Origin of the sequence: Streptomyces sp. CRCS-T-1, from assembly GCF_024442335.1 — a bacterium.
GTDB classification, from domain to species: domain Bacteria; phylum Actinomycetota; class Actinomycetes; order Streptomycetales; family Streptomycetaceae; genus Streptomyces; species Streptomyces koelreuteriae.
The window spans coordinates 142,027-164,016 of sequence record NZ_CP101651.1 but is presented as its reverse complement, the minus strand read 5'-3'; the positions used below and the strand labels follow the sequence as shown (position 1 = coordinate 164,016).

At 71.1% G+C, this 21,990-nt stretch carries 20 protein-coding genes; 18 read left to right on the top strand and 2 right to left on the bottom strand.

Annotated elements, in window-relative coordinates; all coding sequences use genetic code 11:
* Positions 1-5 precede the first annotated feature (5 nt).
* The 14 genes from NNW99_RS00735 to NNW99_RS00670 all read left to right on the top strand — a co-directional run bounded on the left by NNW99_RS00735 (position 6) and on the right by NNW99_RS00670 (position 17,064).
* On the top strand, positions 6-770 hold the full coding sequence (locus NNW99_RS00735; protein WP_215116624.1) for an aspartyl/asparaginyl beta-hydroxylase domain-containing protein: 765 nt from the start codon (positions 6-8) through the stop codon (positions 768-770).
* Positions 767-2,200 carry an MFS transporter gene (locus tag NNW99_RS00730; protein WP_215116623.1) on the top strand — a complete coding sequence of 478 codons (1,434 nt, stop codon included), beginning with the start codon at positions 767-769 and terminating at the stop codon, positions 2,198-2,200. The genes NNW99_RS00735 and NNW99_RS00730 overlap by 4 nt, the downstream gene beginning before the upstream one ends.
* 73 nt (positions 2,201-2,273) lie before the next feature.
* Positions 2,274-3,167 (top strand): TauD/TfdA family dioxygenase, encoded by an 894-nt coding sequence (locus NNW99_RS00725; RefSeq protein WP_215116622.1) that lies wholly within the window; start codon positions 2,274-2,276, stop codon positions 3,165-3,167.
* On the top strand, positions 3,164-3,661 hold the full coding sequence (locus NNW99_RS00720; protein ID WP_215116621.1) for an FcoT family thioesterase: 498 nt from the start codon (positions 3,164-3,166) through the stop codon (positions 3,659-3,661). Before NNW99_RS00725 ends, NNW99_RS00720 begins: the two co-directional genes overlap by 4 nt.
* An 18-nt stretch (positions 3,662-3,679) precedes the next feature.
* Entirely contained in the window at positions 3,680-5,197 is a 1,518-nt protein-coding gene (locus NNW99_RS00715) for a long-chain-fatty-acid--CoA ligase (protein WP_215116620.1), read from the top strand.
* Between the two features lie 64 nt (positions 5,198-5,261).
* Positions 5,262-5,507, top strand: coding sequence for a phosphopantetheine-binding protein (locus NNW99_RS00710; RefSeq protein ID WP_215116619.1), 246 nt, complete (start codon positions 5,262-5,264; stop codon positions 5,505-5,507).
* Positions 5,504-9,766 carry a non-ribosomal peptide synthetase gene (locus NNW99_RS00705; protein WP_215116618.1) on the top strand — a complete coding sequence of 1,421 codons (4,263 nt, stop codon included), beginning with the start codon at positions 5,504-5,506 and terminating at the stop codon, positions 9,764-9,766. Before NNW99_RS00710 ends, NNW99_RS00705 begins: the two co-directional genes overlap by 4 nt.
* Before the next feature lie 91 nt (positions 9,767-9,857).
* Positions 9,858-10,883, top strand: coding sequence for an ABC transporter substrate-binding protein (locus NNW99_RS00700; RefSeq protein WP_215116617.1), 1,026 nt, complete (start codon positions 9,858-9,860; stop codon positions 10,881-10,883).
* A gap of 56 nt (positions 10,884-10,939) precedes the next feature.
* Complete coding sequence (locus NNW99_RS00695; protein WP_215116616.1) at positions 10,940-11,914, top strand: iron ABC transporter permease; 975 nt, start codon at positions 10,940-10,942, stop codon at positions 11,912-11,914.
* Positions 11,911-12,804 carry an ABC transporter ATP-binding protein gene (locus NNW99_RS00690; protein ID WP_251057661.1) on the top strand — a complete coding sequence of 298 codons (894 nt, stop codon included), beginning with the start codon at positions 11,911-11,913 and terminating at the stop codon, positions 12,802-12,804. The genes NNW99_RS00695 and NNW99_RS00690 overlap by 4 nt, the downstream gene beginning before the upstream one ends.
* A 75-nt stretch (positions 12,805-12,879) precedes the next feature.
* Positions 12,880-13,290 (top strand): SAV_915 family protein, encoded by a 411-nt coding sequence (locus tag NNW99_RS00685; protein WP_215116615.1) that lies wholly within the window; start codon positions 12,880-12,882, stop codon positions 13,288-13,290.
* A complete protein-coding gene (gene lysA, locus NNW99_RS00680) occupies positions 13,287-14,630 on the top strand; it encodes a diaminopimelate decarboxylase (RefSeq protein ID WP_215116614.1) in 1,344 nt (447 codons plus the stop codon). Before NNW99_RS00685 ends, lysA begins: the two co-directional genes overlap by 4 nt.
* Before the next feature lie 207 nt (positions 14,631-14,837).
* Positions 14,838-15,863, top strand: a complete 1,026-nt coding sequence (locus tag NNW99_RS00675) for a magnesium and cobalt transport protein CorA (protein ID WP_215116613.1) — start codon at positions 14,838-14,840, stop codon at positions 15,861-15,863.
* A gap of 103 nt (positions 15,864-15,966) precedes the next feature.
* Positions 15,967-17,064 carry a magnesium and cobalt transport protein CorA gene (locus NNW99_RS00670; protein WP_215116612.1) on the top strand — a complete coding sequence of 366 codons (1,098 nt, stop codon included), beginning with the start codon at positions 15,967-15,969 and terminating at the stop codon, positions 17,062-17,064.
* A 41-nt stretch (positions 17,065-17,105) separates the two neighbouring features.
* On the opposite strand, the gene NNW99_RS00665 is transcribed toward NNW99_RS00670, so the two are convergent.
* On the bottom strand, positions 17,106-18,017 hold the full coding sequence (locus NNW99_RS00665) for a MerR family transcriptional regulator (RefSeq protein ID WP_215116611.1): 912 nt from the start codon (positions 18,015-18,017) through the stop codon (positions 17,106-17,108).
* Between the two features lie 149 nt (positions 18,018-18,166).
* Here NNW99_RS00665 and NNW99_RS00660 point away from each other — a divergent pair, with 149 nt between their 5' ends.
* Positions 18,167-18,952 carry a hypothetical protein gene (locus NNW99_RS00660; protein WP_215116610.1) on the top strand — a complete coding sequence of 262 codons (786 nt, stop codon included), beginning with the start codon at positions 18,167-18,169 and terminating at the stop codon, positions 18,950-18,952.
* Positions 18,953-19,087: 135 nt separating this feature from the next.
* On the opposite strand, the gene NNW99_RS00655 is transcribed toward NNW99_RS00660, so the two are convergent.
* Positions 19,088-19,972 (bottom strand): LysR substrate-binding domain-containing protein, encoded by an 885-nt coding sequence (locus tag NNW99_RS00655; protein ID WP_215116609.1) that lies wholly within the window; start codon positions 19,970-19,972, stop codon positions 19,088-19,090.
* Positions 19,973-20,045: 73 nt separating this feature from the next.
* Between NNW99_RS00655 and NNW99_RS00650 the strand changes: the two genes are divergently transcribed.
* From NNW99_RS00650 to NNW99_RS00640, 3 genes are read left to right on the top strand one after another with little or no spacing between them, the layout of a single operon-like run.
* Positions 20,046-20,711 (top strand): RraA family protein, encoded by a 666-nt coding sequence (locus tag NNW99_RS00650; RefSeq protein ID WP_215116608.1) that lies wholly within the window; start codon positions 20,046-20,048, stop codon positions 20,709-20,711.
* On the top strand, positions 20,708-21,373 hold the full coding sequence (locus tag NNW99_RS00645; RefSeq protein ID WP_215116607.1) for an RraA family protein: 666 nt from the start codon (positions 20,708-20,710) through the stop codon (positions 21,371-21,373). The genes NNW99_RS00650 and NNW99_RS00645 overlap by 4 nt, the downstream gene beginning before the upstream one ends.
* A complete protein-coding gene (locus NNW99_RS00640) occupies positions 21,370-21,990 on the top strand; it encodes an RraA family protein (RefSeq protein WP_215116606.1) in 621 nt (206 codons plus the stop codon). The genes NNW99_RS00645 and NNW99_RS00640 overlap by 4 nt, the downstream gene beginning before the upstream one ends.

Genomic DNA, 21,990 nt, shown 5'->3' with positions numbered 1-21,990 from the left:
AGACGGTGACACCAGAGATAGAGAACGCCTTCGCCGCCGTCCGAGCCGAGTTCGGCGCGGAATCGATCACCCGGGTCGAGCGGATGCTGCAGCCGGGCGGGGTCGAACGGCATCCGCTGCAGAAGGCGGCCAAGTGGATCATGCCGGGCCTCTCGCCCACTCCCTGGCACGACCCCTACGCCCACGCCGAACTGGCCCCCGTCGTACGGGAGCTGGAGGCTCACCACCGGACCATCAAGAAGGAGCTGCTCAGCGCGTGGGAGGAACGCCGGGAGGCGTTCGCCGACTACGAGCACTATCTGACACGCCAGGAGAACTGGCAGGCCCTGTACCTCTACCGCGACGGCGGCCTGGTCGAGGAATCGGCCATCGCGGCTCCGACCGCCTATCGGGTACTGAAGGACGTCGCTGTCGACACGGGCAAGATATGCCCTCTCCTGGAAAGCCACTTCTCCACCCTGCTGCCGGGCGCCTTCATCGAACCCCACTGCGATCTGTGGAACTTCAGCATCAATCTGCATCTCGCGGTGGACATCCCCGAAGGGTGCCGCATCACGGTCGCGGGGGAGACCCGCTCATGGGAGGAGGGCAAATGCCTCCTCTTCGACTACTCCTTCGAGCACGAGGCACGTAACGACGGCACCAGGCCACGGACCTGCCTGCTCATCGACCTCTGGCACCCGGAGACGACCCTTCCGGAACGTCGGGCGCTGGTCGCCCTGATCACCGAGATCCGCCGGCTGATGGGGGAGAGCGGGGGCGACCGATGACGGCCGCGACAGAGCCGGGAAGAACCGCCCCGCGAAAGCCGCTCGGGCTTCCGCTGCTCGTGCTGGCGGCGGCGCAGCTCGTCATCTCGCTCGACTACAACATCGTGTACGTCGCGCTGCCCGACATCGGCAGCGGGCTGGGCTTCTCCGACCATGACCTGCAGTGGGTGGTCAGCGCCTATGTCGTGGCCACCGGGGGCTGTCTGCTGCTGGGCGGGCGGGCCGCGGATCTGCTCGGCCGGCGCCGGATGTTCGTCCTGGCGGCCCTGCTGTACGCGGGTTCCTCCCTCGTGGGCGGAGTCTCGGAGTCACCCGGCGTCCTGATCGCCGTCAGGGTGGTCCAGGGGATCGGCGGCTCTCTGCTGTTCCCCGCGACGCTGTCCCTGATCAACACCCTGTACGACGAGGGACCGGACCGGAACCGTGCCCTGGCGGTGTGGAGTGCCGCCGGCGCCGGCGGGCTCTGCTTCGGCTCCCTCCTCGGCGGCTTCCTGGTGGAGGCGTTCGGCTGGCCGGCTGTGTTCTTCGTCAACGTGCCCGTGGCCGGGGCTCTCGCGGTCGCCGGGTGGTCGCTCTTCCCCGGGGACGGGCCGGTCGACCGCTCGCGGCACTTCGACGTGGCGGGCGCGCTGACCGCGACGGGCGGGGTCACACTCCTGGTCTTCCTGCTGGTGAGGGCCCCCGCGGAGGGCTGGGCCAGTCCCACGGCCCTCACGAGCGCGGCGCTCTCGGCCGTTCTGCTGACGCTGTTCGCCGTCATCGAGACACGGTCCCGTGACCCGCTCATGCCGGCCCGGCTGTTCGCCCACCGGGGCCTGCTCACGGCCATGGGGGTGACCGCCCTGTTCAGCGCCACGTTCAGTTCGGTGCCGTACTTCTTGACCCTGTATTTCCAGACCGTCCACGGCTACAGCGCGATCGCGACGGGGCTCGCGTTCCTCGTGCCCGCCGTGGTCGTGGCCCTCGGTACGCAGGCGGGCGAACGGGCCGTGTCCGCCTTCGGCACGCGCCGCATGCTGGTCGGCGGCATGGCGCTGGGTGCCGCCGGGGCCGCGGCCCTCGGCCTGGCGCTCACCTCCGACGGTTCGTACCCCGCTCTGCTGCCGGGGATCGTGCTGCTGGGGCTCGGCCAGGGGGCCGCGTGGACGGGGATGTGGATCGCCGCGTCCGCCGGAGTGGCCCCAGAAGACCAGGGCATCGCCTCGGGGCTGGCGTCGACCACGCTCCAGGTGGGCGGGGCGGTCGGCCTCGCAGTCCTGGTCGCGGTCGCCGGGGGAGTCGGGCAGAACGGCTCCGGCCCCGGGCTCCTCGACGGCATCCGTACCGCTGTCCTCGTGATCGCGGGCGGTATCGGCTGCGGCGCGCTCGCGCTGCTCCTCCTCCCCAGGGCCACCGGCACCACCGCGGCCGAGGGGACCAGCGGTCCCTGAGCCCTCCTCTCTGCCCCGGCCACGCGCAGGTCGTGGGCTGTCTCGTCTCACTTTCACGTAAGGACACCTCGTCATGGAGATCAAGCAACAGCCCGGCGACGCGATGGGCGCGACGGTCGAGGACTTCGACCACACCACCGCCTCGGAAGCCGATATCGCGGCGCTCAAGAACACCGTCTACACCAAGAAGATCGCGATCCTGAAGGGCCAGGACCTCGCTCCCGAGCAATTCCTGGAACTCGGAAAGCGGCTCGGCCGCCCCGAGACGTACTACGAGCCCATGTACAAGCACCCCGAGGTGCCGGAGATATTCGTCTCCTCCAACGTGCCGGAGAACGGCAAGCAGATCGGCGTACCGAAAACGGGCAAGTTCTGGCACGCCGACTACCAGTTCATGCCGAACCCCTTCGGTATCACCCTCATCCACCCTCAGGTCGTCCCCGAGAAGAACCGCGGCACGTACTTCATCGACATGGGCCGGGCCTACGAGAGACTGCCCGCGGACCTCAAGAAGGAGATCGCCGGAACCTACTGCCGGCACTCCGTGCGCAAGTACTTCAAGATCCGGCCCCAGGACGTCTACCGTCCGCTCTCCGAAATCATCGACGAGGTCGAACGGAAGACCCCGGCCGTCCGGCAGCCGACCACCTTCACCCACCCCATGACCGGCGAGACGGTCCTCTACATCAGTGAGGGCTTCACGGTCGGCATCGAGGACGAGGGCGGCCGGCCGCTCGACGAGGAGCTGCTGAAGCGGCTGTTCGACGCCACCGGCCAGCTCGACGAGGCCTTCGAGCACGAGAACATCCACCTGCAGGGCTTCGAGAAGGGCGACCTGCTGGTCTGGGACAACCGCAGCCTCATCCACCGCGCCCGGCACACCACCACACCCGAGCCGACCGTCTCCCACCGCGTCACCGTGCACGACGAGCGTCGGCTCCACGACGGGATGGAGGTGGCGGCATGACGGACGAAGCGCTGCTGGCCCAGGTGCTGGCGCCCTACAAGGAGCACTGCAAGTACCTGCGTTCGGCTGCCGTGACGGAAACGGACGGCCGGGCTTTCGCCCATTGTGAGTTCGAGATCCCCGAGTCGTGCTACATCGACGACACCGGGCATCTGAATTCCGTCGAGGTGAACATCTGCTACAACCAGATGATGTATTACCTCGTCGCCAAGTCCGTGAAAGACGGGATCGGTACGGGGTTCGAATCCTGGACAATGGACGACTTCTGGAAGCATCAGCTGCCGGACATTCTCATCGCCCGTTTCTCGGCGCGTTTCCGGCGTCCGGTCGATCCCCGGGCCTTCTCCGGGGAGATGGAATTCCGGTCCGTCACCCGGCGCACCCGGGCCGACGGCACCCCGTTCCTGCACGCCGATACCGCCTTCCGCTACCGGGACGCCGCATCGGGCCGCTGCGACGGCGAGGTGACCCTCGCGTTCGTCAACGTCCCCTGACCGCCGAAGGGTTCACCTGTGAAGACACTCGTCCAGACCACCCGGCACCACGCCGAGCACCGACCGGACCACCCGGCGGTGCTGTGCGAGGGCCGCAGCCTGACCTACGCGGCCCTCCACCGCGAGAGCAACCGCGTCGCCCACGCCCTGCGCGCCGCCGGGCTCACCCCCGGTGACCGGGTCGCCTACCTCGGCAAGGAGTCCGAGCACTACTACGAGATCCTCTTCGCCTGCGCCAAGACCGGCACCGTCCTCGTCCCGGTCAACTGGCGGCTCACCGCACCCGAGGTCGGCCACATCCTCCAGGACTCCTGCACCCGGCTGCTGTTCGTGGAGGAGGAGTTCGCGGCAGCCGTCGCATCGGAGCCCGAAACCGTCGTACACCTGGGCTCCCTGGAGGAATGGCGCGCACCGCACCCGCACCATGACACGGAGTTCGAGGCCACCTCCGACACCCCCGTCGCCCAGCTCTACACCAGCGGCACCACCGGACTGCCCAAGGGCGTCGTCCTCGCCCACCGCAGCTTCTTCGCGATCCGCGACGCCCTGGGGAGCGAGGGGCTTGACTGGATCGACTGGCGGGCCGACGACATCGCCCTGATCGGCATCCCCGGATTCCACATCGGCGGACTGTGGTGGGCCACGCAGAACCTCGACGCCGGCACCACGGTCGTCGCCCTGCGCGCCTTCGCCGCCCGCCAAGCCGTCGACCTCATCCGCGACCTCGGCATCACGACCGCCTGCGTCGTGCCCGCCATGCTCCGCATGATGCTCTTGGAACCCGGCGTCGGAGCCGAGGACTTCACCACCCTGCGCAAGACGGTCTACGGCGGCTCCCCGATCTCCGAGGCCCTGCTGGAGGAGAGCCTCGCCGTCCTCGACTGCGAGTTCGCCCAGATCTACGGCCTGACCGAGACCGGCAACACCGCCGTCTGCCTGCCACCGGCCGCCCATGTCCCCGGCAGCCCCCTCATGCAGGCCGCGGGCCGCCCCTACCCGGGAGTCCGCAGCAAGGTGATCGACGGGGAGGGCCGCGAACTGCCGCCGGGCGCCGTCGGCGAGGTCTGCCTGGCCACGCCCGCGCACATGGTCGAGTACTGGGGCCTGCCCGACAAGACCGCCGAGACCCTGGTCGACGGCTGGATCCACACCGGGGACGCCGGATACGTCGACGAGGACGGCTACGTCTTCATCCGCGACCGCATCAAGGACGCCGTCCTCGTCGCCGGCGAGAACGTCTACCCCGCCGAGATCGAGAACGTCCTGGAAAGCCACCCCCAAGTCGCCGAGGCGGTCGTCGTCGGCGCCCCCGACGAACGCTGGGGCGAGTACGTGCACGCCTTCGTCGTCCCCACCGCCGGGCTGCGGCCCAGGCCCCGGGACCTGCACACCTTCCTCGTCCCGCGCCTGGCGAGCTTCAAGCTGCCCGCCCGCTATGAGTTCATCGACAGCGTCCCGCGCAACCCCAGCGGCAAGATCCTGCGCCGGGAACTGCGCGACCGCTTCTGGGGCGACTCCGCACGCAAGGTCAACTGACCGGACGCCACGGCCCACCGGTCCATCGGTCCACCGGTCCATCGGCTCATTGAGAGAGAACGACATGCCTGCTCCCCTCACGCTGGAGGGTTTCCGCGCCGACCTGGCGGAACTCCTGCACCAGCAGCCCCACGAAGTCGACCTCGACGAGAACCCCTTCCACGCGGGACTGGACTCCCTGCGCGTCGTCACCCTCATCGAACGGTGGCGGGAGTCCGGCGTGGAAGTGACCTTCGTCGACCTCGCCGAGTGCACCTCGTTCGCCCAGTGGTGGCGGCTGCTCTCCGTATCCGGGGGAGGAACCGCGTGACAGCGGTGCGCCATCCGCTGCTGGCCGCCCAGGAGGGCATCTGGACCGGCCAGCACCTCGACGCGGACAGTCCCGCCTACAACACCGCCGAGTACGCGCACATCCACGGCCCGCTGGACCCCTCCGCCTTCGAAGCGGCGCTGCGCCACGTGGTCGCGGAGACGGAGGCCCTGAACGCCGCCTTCGTCGTCGACGACCAGGGCCGCCCCTGGCAGACCGACGCCCCGGCCGCCGACTGGCGCCCGTACACCGCGGACCTCACCGGCGAGCCCGACCCGTACGCGGCGGCCCTGGCCTGGATGGACCAGGACATGGCCCGACCCGTCGACCTCACGCGCGACCCCCTCTTCGGCCACGCCCTGCTCCGCATCGCACCGGAGGAGTACCTCTGGTACCACCGCGTCCACCACATCGCCCTCGACGGCTTCGGGCTCTCGCTCGTCGCGCGCCGGATCGCCGAGGTCTACACGGCACTCGTGGCGGGCGAGCCGCCGGGGGACAGCGGGTTCGGCACCCTGGCCTCGGTGCGGGACGAGGAACGGGCCTACCGCTCCTCACCCCGCTTCGCCCAGGACCGCGCCCACTGGACGGACCGGTACGCGGACCGGCCGCCCGTGGCCACGCCCGCCGGCCGTACGGCCCTGCCCGCGCGCACGTTCCACCGCAGGGTGGTCGACCTCGACGCCGCTCGGACGGTGTCCCTGCGTGCCGTCGCCCGCGACATCGAGATCACCTGGTCGGAGATCCTGCTGGCCGTGACCGCGGCCCATCTGCACCACACGACCGGAGCCGGGGAGATCGTCCTCAGCCTGCCGGCGATGGGCCGCCTCGGCTCCGTCTCACTGCGCGTCCCCTGCATGGTGCGCAACATCCTGCCCCTGCGCGTCACCGTCACCGCTTCGGACAGCCTGCGCGACCTGGCGGCCCGGGTCTCCGCCGAACTCCGCACCGGACTCCCGCACCAGCGCTACCGCTACGAACATCTGCGGCGCGACCTCGGACTCGTCGGCGGACAGCGCCGGTTGTCCGGCCCCGGCGTCAACATCATGCCCTTCGCGTACGACCTGCGATTCGCCGGACACCGCAGCACGGTCCACAACATCTCCGCGGGCCCCGTCGACGACCTGTCCGTCAACGTCTACGACCGCTCCGAGGGCGGGGGCCTGCGCATCGCCTTGGACGCCAACCCCGACCTCTACGACGAGGCGGACGTCACCGCGTTCCAGGAAGGGCTGCTCTCCCTGCTCGAAGAGGCCGTCGCAGCCCCCGACCGGGCGCTGGGGGAGTCGCGTGCGCGTGAAGCGGTCCAGGTATTGGACGGAGGGCCGCTGCCCGGCCCGGCGCGTGGGGTCCTCGACCTGATCGCCGGCCAGTCCGCCCGGAACGGTGGATCCGTCGCCGTGGAACACGACGGGCGCACCATCACCTACGCCAGACTCCTCGGCTCGGCACGCTCGCTCGCCCGACGCCTGTCCGCTCACGGGGTCGGCCACGGTGACCTGGTGGCCGTCGCCCTGCCGCGCGGCATCGAGGCCGTCACCGCCGTCCTGGGAGTCCTGGCGTCCGGGGCGGCCTACTGCCCGCTCGATCCGGCAGCGCCCCCGGCGCGCAGGGCCGAGCTGCTGGCCGACGCCCACCCCGCGCTCGTGGTGACGTCCGGCGCCCGTACGGGCGACTTCACCGACCTGCCGATACTGCGACTCGACCAGCCGGAACCCGAGTCCCCGGCCGCCACGCCGACGGCACCGACGCCGGACGGTCTCGCCTACGTCCTCCACACCTCGGGCTCCACCGGCCGTCCCAAGGGCGTGGAGATCGACCACCGTGCCCTGGCCCATTTCGTGGCCGGCGCCACCCACCGCTACGGCCTCCACCGCGGTGACCGCGTCCTGCAGTTCGCCCCGCTCCACTTCGACACCAGCGTCGAAGAGCTCTTCCTTACGCTTTGCGCGGGCGCCACCCTCGTGGTCCGCGACGGCGACATGACCGAGTCGGTCCCCGGGTTCCTGGACGCCTGCGCCCGGCTGCGGATCAGCTTCCTTGACCTGCCGACGGCGTACTGGCACGAACTGGCCTACGCCGTCTCGACCGGTACCGCGACCCTGCCCACCGAGGTGCGTACCGTCGTCATCGGCGGCGAGCCGGCCCTGCCCGCCCGGGTCGACGGCTGGCGCAAGGCCGTGGGGACGTCGGTCCGGCTGCTGAACACCTACGGCCCCACAGAGGCCACCGTGGCCGCCACCGTCGCCGACCTCCACGACCCCTCACTCGCCCCCGGGGACGTCCCGATCGGGCTGCCCCTCCCCGGCACGAGGGCGGCGGTCGTCGACGGCGAACTCCACCTCCTGGGCGACAACCTGGCCCTCGGCTACCGAGGAGAACCGGTCCCGGACACCTCGCGCTTCGCCCCGCTCGACCGCCTCCCCGGGGCGCCCCGCGCCTACCGCACCGGTGATCTCGTGCGGATCGGCGACGACGGGCAGCTACGCCATCTGGGCCGCGCGGACAGCGAGTTCAAGATCAGCGGACATCGGGTGCACCCGGCCGAGGTCGAGAGTGCGCTGGTGACCCAGCCGGGGGTCCGAGACGCCGCTGTCGTCGGCCAGGTGCTGGGCGACGGAACACGGCGGCTGTGCGCGTACGTCGTCCCGGACGGGCCCGCCCCGGCCGCGGCCCTGATCCGCGAGCGCCTCCGGGAGGTGCTGCCCGCGGCGATGATCCCGACGGCCGTGGAGTTCCTGGACCGCCTGCCCCGGACCAGCTCCGGGAAGACCGACAGGAAGGCGCTGGCCACCCCCGGCGAGCAGCCGGAGAGGGCGGTGGCCGACAGCTCGATGGAGCGCACCATCGCCGCCGCCTGGCAGCACATGCTCGGCGTGTCCGCCGTATCCGCCGAGGACGATGTCTTCGACCTCGGCGCCCAGTCGCTCCAAGCCATCCAGGTAGCGAACCGGCTCGGCGTCGAACTGGGCCGCGAGGTGAAGGTGGCCTGGCTGTTCCAGCACCCGACCCCGGCCGGGCTGGCCCGCTACCTGGAGCGGCAGGGCCGGCCGACCGTGCCGGGTCTTCCGGCGTCCCTGCTCACCGACAGCGTCCTCGACCCGGACATCAGGCCCGGCGACGGCGGCCGGACACACGGCACACCGGACAGGGTCCTGCTCACCGGCGCCACGGGCTTCGTCGGCGTACACCTGCTGGCGGAACTCCTCACCGGCACCGACGCGGAGGTCGTCTGCACGGTCCGCGCCCCGAGCGCCGCCGAGGCCACCGCCCGCCTTCACCAGGCCCTGGAAACCCACCGCATACAGCTCCCTGAAGCGGCGAGGAAACGCGTCACGGCGGTCTGCGCCGACCTGGCCCGACCCCGACTCGGCCTGGACGAAGAGACGTTCAGCGAACTCGCCCGCACCTGCGGGGCGATCCTCCACAACGCGGCGACCGTCAGCATCATGCGCGACTACACCACCCTCCACGCCGCCAACACCCAGTCCGTCAAAGACCTGTTGCGCATGGCGGCCGTACGGTCGGCCCCCCTGCACTTCGTCTCCACCCTCTCCGTCGCCCCGCCCTTCGCCCTCAGCCCTGAGGTGCCGGAGGCGTTCCTGCCGCCCCACCCCGGACTGCGCTACGGCTACCAGCAGTCCAAGTGGGCGGCCGAGCGCCTGCTCGAACAGGCCGCCGAGCGGGGTCTGCCGGTCACCGTGCACCGGCTGGGCCGCGTCGTCGGCCCGCACGCCACCGGCTACGTGAACGAGCGGGACTTCCTGTGGAGCGTGCTGCGCGCGGGCGTTCCCGCGGGCATCGTGCCCGACCTGTTCGAGGAGGAGGTCTGGACGCCGGTCGACCACGCCGCGAAAGCCCTGGTCCACCTCAGCCTCGGTCAACCCCTCTCGGCGGCACGGGTGTTCAACCACGCCGACAGCGTCCCCGTGCGACTGGGCGAGGTCTACGACTGGCTGGAGGAGTACGGCTACCCCCTGCGGCGCATGCCGCTGGACCAGTGGCGTGCCGAGCTTCCCCGTACGTCCGGTGCGGCGGCGACCACGCTCGCCTTCTTCGACTCCTGGGACACCGAGCCCGACCTGCGTCTCGGACGGGTCCGCGCAGACAACGTCGTGAGCGGACTGCACGGCAGCGGCATCACCCGCCCGTCCGTCGACCGGGACCTCGTCTTCCGCTACCTCGACCACTGCGTGGCCACGGGCGTGCTGCCCCCGCCGCCCCGAAAGCGGAGCCATCTCGCCTCGTCCGCAAAGTAGTTGGCCGCGTCGGGAACTCAACGGCTCCGCCCCCCGACTACTGCACCGGAACCCACCACGGCTCACGAACAGCCCGCACCAAGGAGCAAGCATGTCGACGAAACGGCCGGTCGCCGTAGCCCTGGCCGGCGCCCTCTGCCTCATCACCACGGCATGCGCCGGCTCCTCGACGGACCAGGGAAAGGCGTCCAAGGCCGCCGCGCCCGGCTACCCCGTGACCCTCGACAACTGCGGGGTGCCGGAGAAGTTCACCAAGACGCCCGAACGCGTCGTCCTCATGAACGGAGCCTCGGTCGCCGAGGTCTCCACCCTGCTCGCCCTGGGCCTCGGCGACAAGATCGTCGCCAACCAGCAGAGCTACGGCATGTCCGAGGTCCCCGGCCGCGCCAAGGCGATCAAGGCGCTCCCGAACGGCGACGTCAAACTCAACGACGCCTACGACATCCCGCGCGAGGCGATGATCGGCCTGCGCCCCGACCTGGTGCTCTCCACGACCTCCTACGGCTTCGACGAGAAGAACGGCTTCGCCACCCGCGAGCAGCTGGAGCAGGTCGGAGCCAACAGCTACGTCTCCCCGCAGGGCTGCGACCAGGACACCTCCAAGATGACCATCGCGGACAGCTACACGCTGCTGCGCGACATGGGCAAGATCTTCGGCAGGAGTGAGCGCGCGGAGAAGCTGATCGCGGCCTCGGAGGAGAACATCGCCGGCGTCTCCGCCAAGGTGAAGGGCGAGAAGAAGCCCAAGGTCATGGTCCTGTTCTCCAACATGGCCATGGGCGGCAACGACTTCAGCTCGGTCGTCGCCAAGGGCATCTACAACGACATCCTCGCCCAGGCCGGCGGCTCCAACGCCTTCGAGAACGCCTCCAAGACCTCCTTCGCCGACCTGAGCAAGGAGAAGGTGGCCGCCACCGACGTCGACGCCCTCGTCGTCATCGGCTACAACGACCCCGATCCGGCGGCCTACGCCAAGAAACTGCTGAAGGAGTTCCCCCAGTGGCCGGCCGCGAAGAACAAGAAGTACGTGGCGCTGTCGGACTCGATGTACCTCGGCCCGAGCAACGACCTGGCCGTGGAGAAGATCGCCGGGATGCTGCACCCCGACAAGGTCTGAACGGCCTGCGGCTGTCGCTCGCCGTCGGTGTCCTGCTGGTCGTCCTCGTCGCCGTCATGGTGGTGGCGGTGAGCATCGGAGCGGTCACCGTCCCGGTGACCGACGTATGGCGGATCCTCCTGCACCACATCACCGGGCAGGGCGCCACCGCCGACCCGGCGACCGACCAGATCGTCTGGAGCTTCCGGGCTCCCCGCGTCGCCCTGGCCGCCCTGGTCGGCGCGGGCCTGGCCGTCGCCGGGGCGGTCCTGCAGACCCTGGTCTCCAACCCGCTCGCCGACCCGATCGTCCTGGGCTTCTCCTACGGAGCCTCGCTCGGGGCCGTTCTGGTCATCACCCTCGGCGGTGTCGCCCTCGGCGGGCTGGCCGGTCTCGGGGTGTCGGGGGCCGCGTTCGTCGGCGCCCTGGCTGCCGGGGCCCTGGTCTTCGCCCTGGGACAACGACGGGGCCGACTGGCCCCCACCCGACTGGTCCTGGCCGGAGTCGCGGTCGGCTACGTCCTGCTGTCGCTGACCAGCTTCGTCCAACTGATGGCCACCCCAACCGAGTTGCGGACGGTGATGTTCTGGATGCTGGGCAGCGTCGCCGGAGCCCAGTGGGACCAACTGCCCACCGTCACGGTCGTGGTCCTGACGAGCACCCTCGTACTGACCCTGTTCGGACGGCGGCTCAACGCCCTGCTGGCCGGCGACGAGTCCGCCACCGCGCTCGGCGTGGACGTCAACCGGCTGCGCGCCGTCCTGCTGGTCATCAGCGCCCTGCTCACCGGCACCGTCATCGCCGTCGCGGGCGGCATCGGCTTCGTCGGCCTGATGATCCCCCACCTGGTCCGCCTCACCGTGGGCGCCGACCACCGCAGGCTGCTGCCCCTGACCGCGCTCCTCGGAGCCGTCTACCTGGTCGTCGTGGACCTGCTCTCCCGGACCGTCAACCGCCCCAACGAACTGCCGCTGGGCATCCTCACCGCCCTGCTCGGCGCCCCCTTCTTCCTGTGGCTGCTGCGCCGCAACAAGGGCCTGGACACCGTATGAAACTGACCGTGGACAACCTCCACATCACCCTGGACCGCCGGCCGATCCTCCGCGAGGTGAACCTGGAGGCCGCCAAGGGCGACATCGTCGGGCTCGTGGGCCCCAACGGCAGCGGCAAGTCCACCCTGCTCCGCACGGTCTACCGCTCACTGCGCCCGGCCGACGGCGTCGTCAGAGTGGGCGACGACGACGTCTGGGCGCTGTCCGCGCGCACCGCCGCCCGCCGCACGGCAGCCGTACTGCAGGACGCCGGCACCAGCACCGGCCTGACCGTGACCGAGATCGTCGCCCTGGGCCGGACCCCCCACCACGGCCTCATGGGCCGGGACGGCGCCGAGGACCGCCGGGCCGTGGCGGAGGCCGTCGACCGCTGCGGCGTCGCACCCTTCGCGGACCGCGACTACGCCACCCTCTCCGGCGGCGAACGCCAACGCGTCCTCCTGGCCCGCGCCCTCGCCCAGCGCCCGCATCTGCTGGTCCTGGACGAACTCACCAACCACCTCGACATCCGCGCCCGTTTCGAACTCCTGGACCTGATCCGCAGCACCGGCATCACCACCCTGGCTGTCCTCCACGACCTCGACCTCGCCGCCCGGCTCTGCGACCACCTCGTGGTGCTTCACGAGGGCGAGGTGGTGGCGGCCGGACCCGTACTGGATGTCCTGACGCCGGACGTCCTGCGTGGCGTCTTCGGCGTACGGGGCAGGACGGAGCGGCACGAGGACGGCGTCGTCCGTATCACGTACGCGGCCCAGCCGCTCGCCCCGGAGCCGCCCGGGACGGCGTACTCCGAGGCCCCGGCCCCTCGCGTCAAAGATCCGTCAGCATCGGCCCGGCAGCCGTCAGCGTCCCGTCATGAAGGGTCAAAGGACCTGGGGGCCCGGGCATAGCGTCACTGGAGAGCACCGGCACGCACCCCCGCACCGGGGGTTGTCAGCCGGCCGGTCCCTTCCAGGAGGCGTCCCATGCCAGAACTCTTGCCCGGCGAAGACCCGGAGCCTTCCGATCGTCTCCCGGCCGGACTCCTGTTCGTGCCCGTCCGGCCGGGACCAGACGGGTGCGTGGCCCGTCTCTTCCGCACACCGCTCGGTGAGCGCACCACCGTCGGATTCACGTCCCGACGCGCACTGGCCGAGACGCTCGGCCCCGACCAGGCGTGGATCAGGCTCGCCGAGCCCGCGCTGCGCGCACTGACCGCACCGCTCGGCGTCACCGCCCTCACGGTCGACCCCCAGCTGTGCGCACCGGCGCCCGCACGGACCGCCCCCCGATCCGCCGCCTGCGGACCGGGGAAGTCCACGGCGCCGCTCCAGGAGGCCTCCGCACTCGTCCCGGCACTGGCGCTGCTGATCGCAGGAGAGGGGATCACCCGATGACGACCGTCCACGAACCCGCGGTCACCACCGCTGCCACCACCGCCGCCGACCTGTCGGTGTGGCCCGCCTCCACCACCGAGCCCCGTGCGGGGGACCTGACCGTCGGTGGCGTACCGCTCGCGGAGATAGCGGACCGCTTCGGCACCCCCGTCTACGTCCTGGACGAGGGCGAGGTCCGCGAACGCTGCCGCACCTACCGGACAGCCTTCCCCGACACCGAAGTCCTCTACGCCGCCAAGGCGTTCCTGTGCCGGGCCATGGTCCACTGGATGGAGGAGGAAGGCCTGGGCCTGGACGTCTGCTCCGCCGGTGAGCTGGAACTCGCCGTCACCACGGGCTTCCCGCCCGAGAAGATCGTCCTGCACGGCAACGCCAAGTCCCCGCGCGACCTGGACACCGCCCTGCGCCTCGGCGTCGGACGGATCGTGATCGACAGCCCCTCCGAGATCGCCCGGCTGGCGGCGGCGGTCGGACCCGACGGCCACCAGAAGGTCATGGTCCGCGTCGTGCCCGGCATCAGCGCAGGCGGCCACGCCAAGATCCGCACCGGCACGGAGGACCAGAAGTTCGGCCTGTCGATCTCCGACGGCTACGCCCAGCACGCCATCGCCCGCATACTCGACCAGCCCCAGCTCGAACTGACCGGTCTGCACTGCCACCTGGGCTCACAGATCACCAGCGTCAAGCCCTACCTCTCCGCCGTACGCCGCATGGTGGGGCTGATGGCCCGGCTGTACGAGCAGCACGGACTGGTCCTGCCGGAGATCGACCTCGGCGGCGGCCACGGCATCGCCTACCGCCCCGGCGACGAGGCCCTCGACCTCACCACCCTGGCCCGCAAGGTCCGCGCGGAGCTGACCGAGGCGTGCGCGTCGGCCGGCCTCACCGTGCCGCGCCTGATCATCGAGCCCGGCCGGGCCATCGCCGGCCCCGCCGGCATCGCGCTGTATCACGTCCTGTCCGTCAAGCGCACCGGAGGCCACACCTTCGTGGCCGTCGACGGCGGCATGAGCGACAACCCCCGGCCGGCGCTGTACGGGGTGCGGTACGCGCCGCGCCTGATCGGCCGCCGCGGCAGCGCGTCCCCGGCCCTGGTGACCGTCGTCGGCCGGCACTGCGAGGCCGGTGACGTGATCGCCGCCGACGTCCCGCTGCCCGACGACGTACGCCCCGGGGACCTCCTCGCCGTCCCCGTCGCGGGCGCCTACCACCTGTCGATGGCGAGCGGCTACAACCTGGTCGGCCGCCCGCCCGTGGCCGCCGTGCGCGACGGCCGCGCCCGGCTCCTCGTACGCCGCGAGTCCCTGGACGACATCCGCAGCCGGGACGTGGGCCTGTAGCCCGCCGCGTCCCCCGCACACCACCTCCGGGCGAGCCTTGGCCCGGCCCTCGCCCGGAGGTGTTCCAGAAAGCCCCCATGACACCGGACGGGGACGTACTGCCCGTGGCCGCATCACGCTCCACGCGTCCCATGACGCTGCCGCGCTTCCATGCCATCGTGGTAATCGCGGCGCGCGCGGCACCCGCGTCCCGCGAGGAGGTGAGCCATGACGGCCCACGACACGCCCCGGCAGGAGATCCCCGTCGTCGACTGCGCCCTGTACGAGCACGGGCGCCGCAGGCCCGGACACCTCCCGCTGGACGAGGCCATGGACGTCACCCGCACCAGCCCCGGCGGATTCGTCTGGATCGGCCTGCACGCCCCGACCGCCGGACAGCTCCAGATCGTCGCCCGGGCCTTCGGCCTGCACTCGCTCGCCGTCGAGGACGCCCTCAACGCCCACCAGCGCCCCAAGCTGGAGCGCTACGACGACACCCTCTTCCTCGTCCTGCGCACCGCGGTCTACCTGGAACACGAGGAGCTGACGCCCACCACCGACATCGTCGGCACCGGCGAGATCATGGCCTTCGTCGGCCGCGACTTCATCGTCGTCGTACGCCATGACCCCGCCCGGCACCTGAGCGGTGTCCGCACCGCCCTGGAAGCCGACCCCGAGCGCCTGGCCCACGGACCCGTCGCGGTGCTGCACGCGATCGCGGACTCGGTCGTCGACCAGTACCTCGATGTCGTCGCCGCGCTGGAGGCGGACGCCGACCAGGTCGAATTCGACGCCTTCTCCCCGGACGCCAGACACGACGTCGGCCGCGTCTACCAGCTCAAACGCGAGCTCCTCGAACTGCGCCGCACCGTCGCGCCACTGGCCCAGCCCCTGGGCGATCTCGCCGAGCGCCGCGTCCCCGGCGTGGACCGGGAGCTGGCCGCGTACTTCCGTGACGTCGCCGACCACCTCGCCCAGGCCGCCGAACGGGTCACCGTGCTCACCGAGCTCGTCGACAACGCCCTGACCATGGCCCTCGCGCAGACGAGCGTCCAGCAGAACCACGACGTGCGGCGCATCAGCGCGGCCGCCGCCCTGATCGCCATCCCCGTCGCGATCGCGGCCGTCTACGGCATGAACTTCGCCCACATGCCCGAGCTGGGATGGCTGTTCGGCTACCCGGCCATGCTGATCACCACAGCGGCCCTGGTCACCCTTGTCTACCTGGTCTTCCGCAAGAAGCGCTGGCTCTGACAGCGGCCGTCTCGCTCTTTGGCACACTGTCCGGATCCGACGGTTCGGTGAAGCGGCCGGTGAAGCGGTCCCGGTGAAGCGGTCTGGTGAAGGAGAAGCACGCATGTCCATGGTCGGCAACCTGCGCAAAGTCGCGAATCTGGCGCGGCGCGCTCGCCGCCGCGTGGACCTCAGCCACCCGGCCCGCTCGCCGCTCGGCTCGACGGTGGTCAACTGCGTCGTCTACCGCGACGGCCTTCGCGGGCCGGGCACGGACTCGGTGGAGGAAGCCGTCCGGCAGGTCCGCAAGCACCGGGGCAGCTTCGTCTGGCTGGGCCTGCACGAACCGGGCGAGGAGGAGATCGCCGGTGTCGCGGAACTGTTCGGCCTGCACCCCCTCGCCGTCGAGGACGCCGTCCACGCCCATCAGCGGCCCAAGGTCGAGCAGTACGGCGATGTCCTCTTCGCCGTCTTCAAGACCGTCACGTATGTCGAGCACGCCGAGCTGACCTCCACCAGCGAGGTCGTCAACACGGGCGAGATCATGGTCTTCACCGGCCCCGACTTCGTCGTCACAGTCCGCCATGGCCGCCATGGCTCCCTCGGTCCCCTGCGCGAGGACCTCGAAGCCGACCCGCGGCAGCTGGCCCACGGCCCCTCCGCCGTGCTGCACGCCATCGCCGACCATGTCGTCGACGACTACGTCACGGTCGCCGACGCCGTGCAGAACGACATCGACCAGGTCGAGACCGACGTCTTCTCCCCGCGCAGTCCCCGCAACGCCGACGCCGGCCGCATCTACCAGCTCAAGCGGGAACTCCTCGAACTGAAGCGGGCCGTCGTCCCGCTCGCCCGCCCCCTGGACCGGCTCGCCACCGAGCCCCGAGGCTGCCTCGACCAGGAGATACAGGCCTACTTCCGGGACGTCGCCGACCACCTCACCCGCGTCACCGACCAGATCAACTCTTTCGACGCCCTGCTCGACTCCATCCTCCAGGCCCACCTCGCGCAGGTCACCGTCGCCCAGAACGAGGACATGCGCAAGATCACCGCCTGGGCCGCGATCATCGCCGTACCCACCATGGTGTGCGGCGTCTACGGCATGAACTTCGACCACATGCCCGAACTGCGCTGGCGCTTCGGCTACCCCCTCGTCCTCGCCGTCATCGCCACCGCCTGCTTCGTCATCCACCGCGGCTTCAAGCGCAACGGCTGGCTGTAGCCGCAGCGGTGGACCCGCCGCCGGCGCCGCTGGACGGCCGGTCAGGTCTGATCCGCGGCGCGCAGGGCCCGCGCCAGCCACTCCAGTTCCTCGGTCGCGTCGGGCGATGAAGCCTGCCCGCGCACCCGGGCGACGAGCCCGCGGTAGCGCTCCGCCTCTGCCTCGATCCCGGCCTCCAGACTGCGCAGCACGGCGCCCCGATCGGCGTCACCGAACAGCTCGGACAGCACCTCGGCCGCTGCCGGCCCCTCCGGGGCGACCCCGCGCTCTCTGACCTCGGCCACGGTCCGCACGACCTGCCTGGCCCACCAGATGGACGCCCCTGGGGGACGACCCTGCCCCGGAGCGGGCGTGTTGAGCTCCATCCAGGTGCGCAACCGGGCGCGAAAGCCGGGGTCCCGCACCAGTTCGGCCAGTTCGATCCAGGCGTCGACCTGCTCAGGTGTGGGATCGTCGGGCAATTCGATGCTCAGGGTGCTCAGGCGGTCGCGCACGGGCGGCTCGACATCTAGTCCGCTGAACACCTCCTCCTTGAACTCGTCGATGATCTGCTTGCGTTCGGCGGCGGAGAGCCGCGCCAACCGGTTCATCAGTGCTGTCTCCTCAGCGGTCGAACTCCGTTTCGCCACGGTGGACAGAACGGCCCGGCTCACCTTGAGCGAGCGGATCTGCACGTCGAGCGCGGCCACATGCGCGTCGGCGACCTCGGCGACCGTGCTACGGCCGCTCAGGACACGGCACACGTCGTCGAGCCCGAGCCCCAACTCCCGCAGCGTGCGCACCAACTCGACACGGGCCACGGACTCGCCGTCGTACAGCCGGTAACCACTCACGGACCGCGCCACAGGCGGCACCGCTCCCTCATCCGACCAGAAGCGCAAGGTACGCACCGGAACCCCGGTACGCCGCGCCAGCCGGCCGATCGTGAGCACATCGGGGCGTTCGTCGTCCATGAGCAAGATCCTGGACCTTCCAGCCGCTGGAGACTCAAGTGTCTCAGCGCGACATCCCGCGAGAACGCCGACCGGACCAACGTGTCCCACCCCTTGGCCTTATGTCGCAATAAGCCTCCCAGGCAGGGGAGTTGCGTCATTCTTGCCGCATGGTCCAGAACGAAGGCGCAGCGAGTCCGTCGGAGTCCGAGGGAGGTGCGGGGGTCTCCGGGGGCGGTGACGGCAGCGGCACGCCGGAGAACGTGTCCTCGCCCGGGGCGGGGCCCGTCGCAGCACAGAACCCGCCCGCGCCCTCGCTGGAGGAGCCCGCACCAGCCGTGGACCCGGACGCCTCCGAGGAGTCCGGTGCTGGCCCGTACCGCGTCACCGCGCTGGATCTGGGACGGTTCGCGGTCGGCGCCGTCACGGTGGTGGCGGCACTGGTCGGGCTGGTTCTCGGTATCCGGGCCGAGCTGTACGCCGGCAGGGAGGACCAGCGCGCCGAGAAGGCGGAGCAGCGGGCGGCGGCGGAGGAGCTCCGGTCGAAGGAGGACCGGGAGAAGGCGTACGCGAACCTCGTCGACTTCTACCGGATGGGCTCGGGGGTGATCGTGGTGAACGGAAGCTCCCGCGTCATGACGATGCGGCTCACGCTCCCGGCGAACAAGGTGAGCTGGGACCTGGACCTCCTCCAGCCCTGCAAGCAGATCGCCGTCCAGAACAAGGCACTGCTCCACTCCATGGCCGTGGAGCAGCCGTCGGTGAGTCTGGCGGAAGGGGACCTGGCCCAGCTCCGGCTGGAGTTCATGGACCCCGAGAGCAAGGCCTGGATCCGTCACAGCGGCGGTGCCCTGGCCCGTATGGACGCCTGGGTGCCGTCAAGGCGGCCCAACCTGGTGAGCTCGGAGGAATGGAACGTGTCGGCGCAGGACTCACCCCAATGCGACGGATCCTGACCCGCTGCATCGGACACGGGGGCAGGCGCCGTAGGGGCCTGGGTGAGACGCCTGCCGCCGCGCAGTGCAGATTCCCCCTCCAGGGGGAACCAGGCGCTCGTGACGTCCCTTTGAAGGCGCGTCAGGTGTGTCGCATCACGTCGCGGTCAGTCGCGTCGCGAGCTTCGTGAGGCGCTCCGCCAGAGCTCCTGGTGCGGAGCGTGTCATGACGGTGAGTTCGATGGTCGCCGTTCCATGACGCAGCGGTCTGAAGCGCACGGCCGGGTGCGCACCGGACGCCGCGGCGGGTACGACGGTGACGCCGAGGCCGCATTCGACCATGGCGATCTGCGAGGTCACCGACCGTGCCCAGTGGGTGGGGACGGGGCTGAACCCGGCCGTGCGGCACATCGTGGCCATGGCGTCGTGGTAGTCGGGTGAGATGTGGCGGTTCAGCCACACCCAGGTGTCACCCGCGAGGTCCGCCAGATCCAGCGGGTCGCCGTCGGCGGCGGCGGGATGGCCGGCCGGGAGGGCCGCGACGAAACGGTCGACGAAGAGCGAGGTCGCCGTGGTGCCCCGTACCGGGGCGGTCTGGCGCACGATGGCCCAGTCGAGTGTGCGGTCGAGGAGCCCCGCCGCGGCCTCGTGCGTGTCGATCTCCTGGGTGCGGATCTCGATGTCCGGCGCGTCCTCGTGGAATCGCTCCAGCACCAGCGGCAGCGGCCAGGAGAAGGCCGAGGCGACCGCGCCCAGGCTCAGCCGCCCGCCACGCCCGGTGGCCGCGTGCCGGGCGGCGATCTCGGCCTCCTCGGCCTGGCGGATCAACGCGCGGCACTGCTCCAGGAACACGGCGCCGGCCTCGCTGAGGGCCACCGACCGCTGGGTGCGGTGCAACAGCGCGAAACCCAGCTGCCGTTCGAGCTGCTTGATCGCCTGGGACAGCGGCGGCTGGGACATCCGGAGCCGCTCCGCCGCCCGGCCGAAGTGGAGTTCCTCGGCCACCGCGACGAAGTACCGCGCCTGGCGGATCTCGACCATGATTCGCGCAGCCTCTCACTGAGATAGGGAATCAGACCTTCCGAATATAGCCGCACGCTGTTGAAGTGGAGGCATGAGCAACTCATCCCTCCTCGATCGGTACGCGGCGCTCGACTCCGCCGCGGTCAGCGACGCGCTCGACCAGCTCGGACTTCCCGCCGGCGTCGGCGGCATCCGTCCGGTGTGGGGCACCACGGCCGTCGTCGGGTTCGCCGTCACCGTCGGCCTGGAACCGCGTTCCGGTCGTCCGGCCGGAGCCCACATCGCCACGACGGCCATCGAGACCGCGGACGAGCAGAGCGTGATCGTCGTCGACAACCAGGGCCGTACCGACGTGTCCTGCTGGGGCGGCATCCTGAGCCTGGGCGCGGCCCGGCGCGGGGTTCGAGGTGTCGTGGCGGACGGCGTCTGCCGCGATGTCGCGGAGGCCCGCGAGCTGGGCTTCCCGGTGTTCTCGCGCGGTGCGGTCCCCGCGACGGCGCGGGGCAGGCTGCGCCAGCGTGCCACCGGCGAGCCGGTCGAGATCGCCGGGCTCACGGTCGAGCAGGGCGATGTCGTGGTCGCCGACGAGACCGGTCTCGCCGTCGTACCGCGAGAGCGGGCCGAGGAGGTGGCCGGGATCGCCACCGCGATCGTGGCCCGGGAGCGCGCGATCGCGGACGAGGTCCGCGCGGGCGCCCGCCTCTCCCACGCCATGCACGACAACCGCCTCGCCGGAGAGCGGGAGGCCGCCCGATGACCACCGCTTCCTCCCCTGCGCCCCTTGCCGCCGACCTGTCCACCGCGTCCGTCTCCGACGCCCTCGACTCCCTCGGCCTGCCCGGCTCCCTCCACGGCATCGGCGCCCTGCGCCAGGGGCAGCGAACCGCGGGGCCGGTCTTCACCGTGACCTACGAACCCGTCGACGAGACCGGCGGCACCGTCGGTGACTTCCTCGACGACGTCCCCACCGGCTCCGTGATCCTGATCGACAACGCCGGCCGCACCGACTGCACGGTGTGGGGCGGCATCATGAGCGAGACCGCCCACGAGCGGGGCATCGCGGGCACGGTCATCCACGGCACCTGCCGTGACGTCGCCGTGGCGACCGACGTCGGCTACCCGATCTGGTCGGTCTCCCGGTTCATGCGGACGGGCAAGGACCGGGTCCGGGTGGCCGCGGTCCAGAGGGCCGTGACGATCGACCAGGTCCTCATCCGCCCCGGAGACATCCTCGTCGCCGACGACGACGGAGCCGTGGTCGTCCCGGCCGCCCGCTGGGACGAGGTCGCCGAGCTCGCCCGGCGCATCGACCAGGTCGAAGAGGCCATCGTCCGGGCCGTCCGCGACGGGGCGACGCTCGCCGAAGCGCGCACCCGGCACGGCTACCACTCCCTGCAGACCCGGAAGGACCCGTCGTGAGCGACAGCGTCACGGACGACCCCGCCCGCGGGCACTCCAGCGCGACGCTGCTGGAGGCGTCCCGACTCGGCATCGCCCTCACCCCGGAGCTGCGACCGCTCTGGACCGGCGCCCGGCTGTGCGGCCCGGCGTTCACCGTGCAGGGAGCCGGAGGCGACAACCTCGCCCTGCACCACGCCGTCCTCCAGGCCCCGCCCGGATCCGTACTGGTGGCCGACCTCGGCGGGGCCCGCTTCGGCCACTGGGGCGAGGTCCTCACGGTGGCCGCCCTGCACCGTGGGATCACCGGCCTGCTCATCGACGGCGGCGCCCGGGACGCCGCGGAGATCGAGGCCCTCGGCTTCCCGGTGTTCTCGCGCAGCAACGCCATCCTCGGCACCCGCAAGGACTTCCGCGGCGTGTTCGGGCGACGGGTCACCGTCGGCGGCATCACGGTCGGCACCGGCGATCTCGTCGTCGGCGACGTCGACGGCGTCGTTGCCCTTCCCGCCGCCGAGGCCGGGCGGATCCTCGACCGCGCCGATGCCCGGGTGGCGCACGAGACGGAGCTGATGGCGCGGCTGCGGGAAGGCCGCAGCACGCTCGAACTGTACGACTTCGAAGCAGCAGGGCGGTGA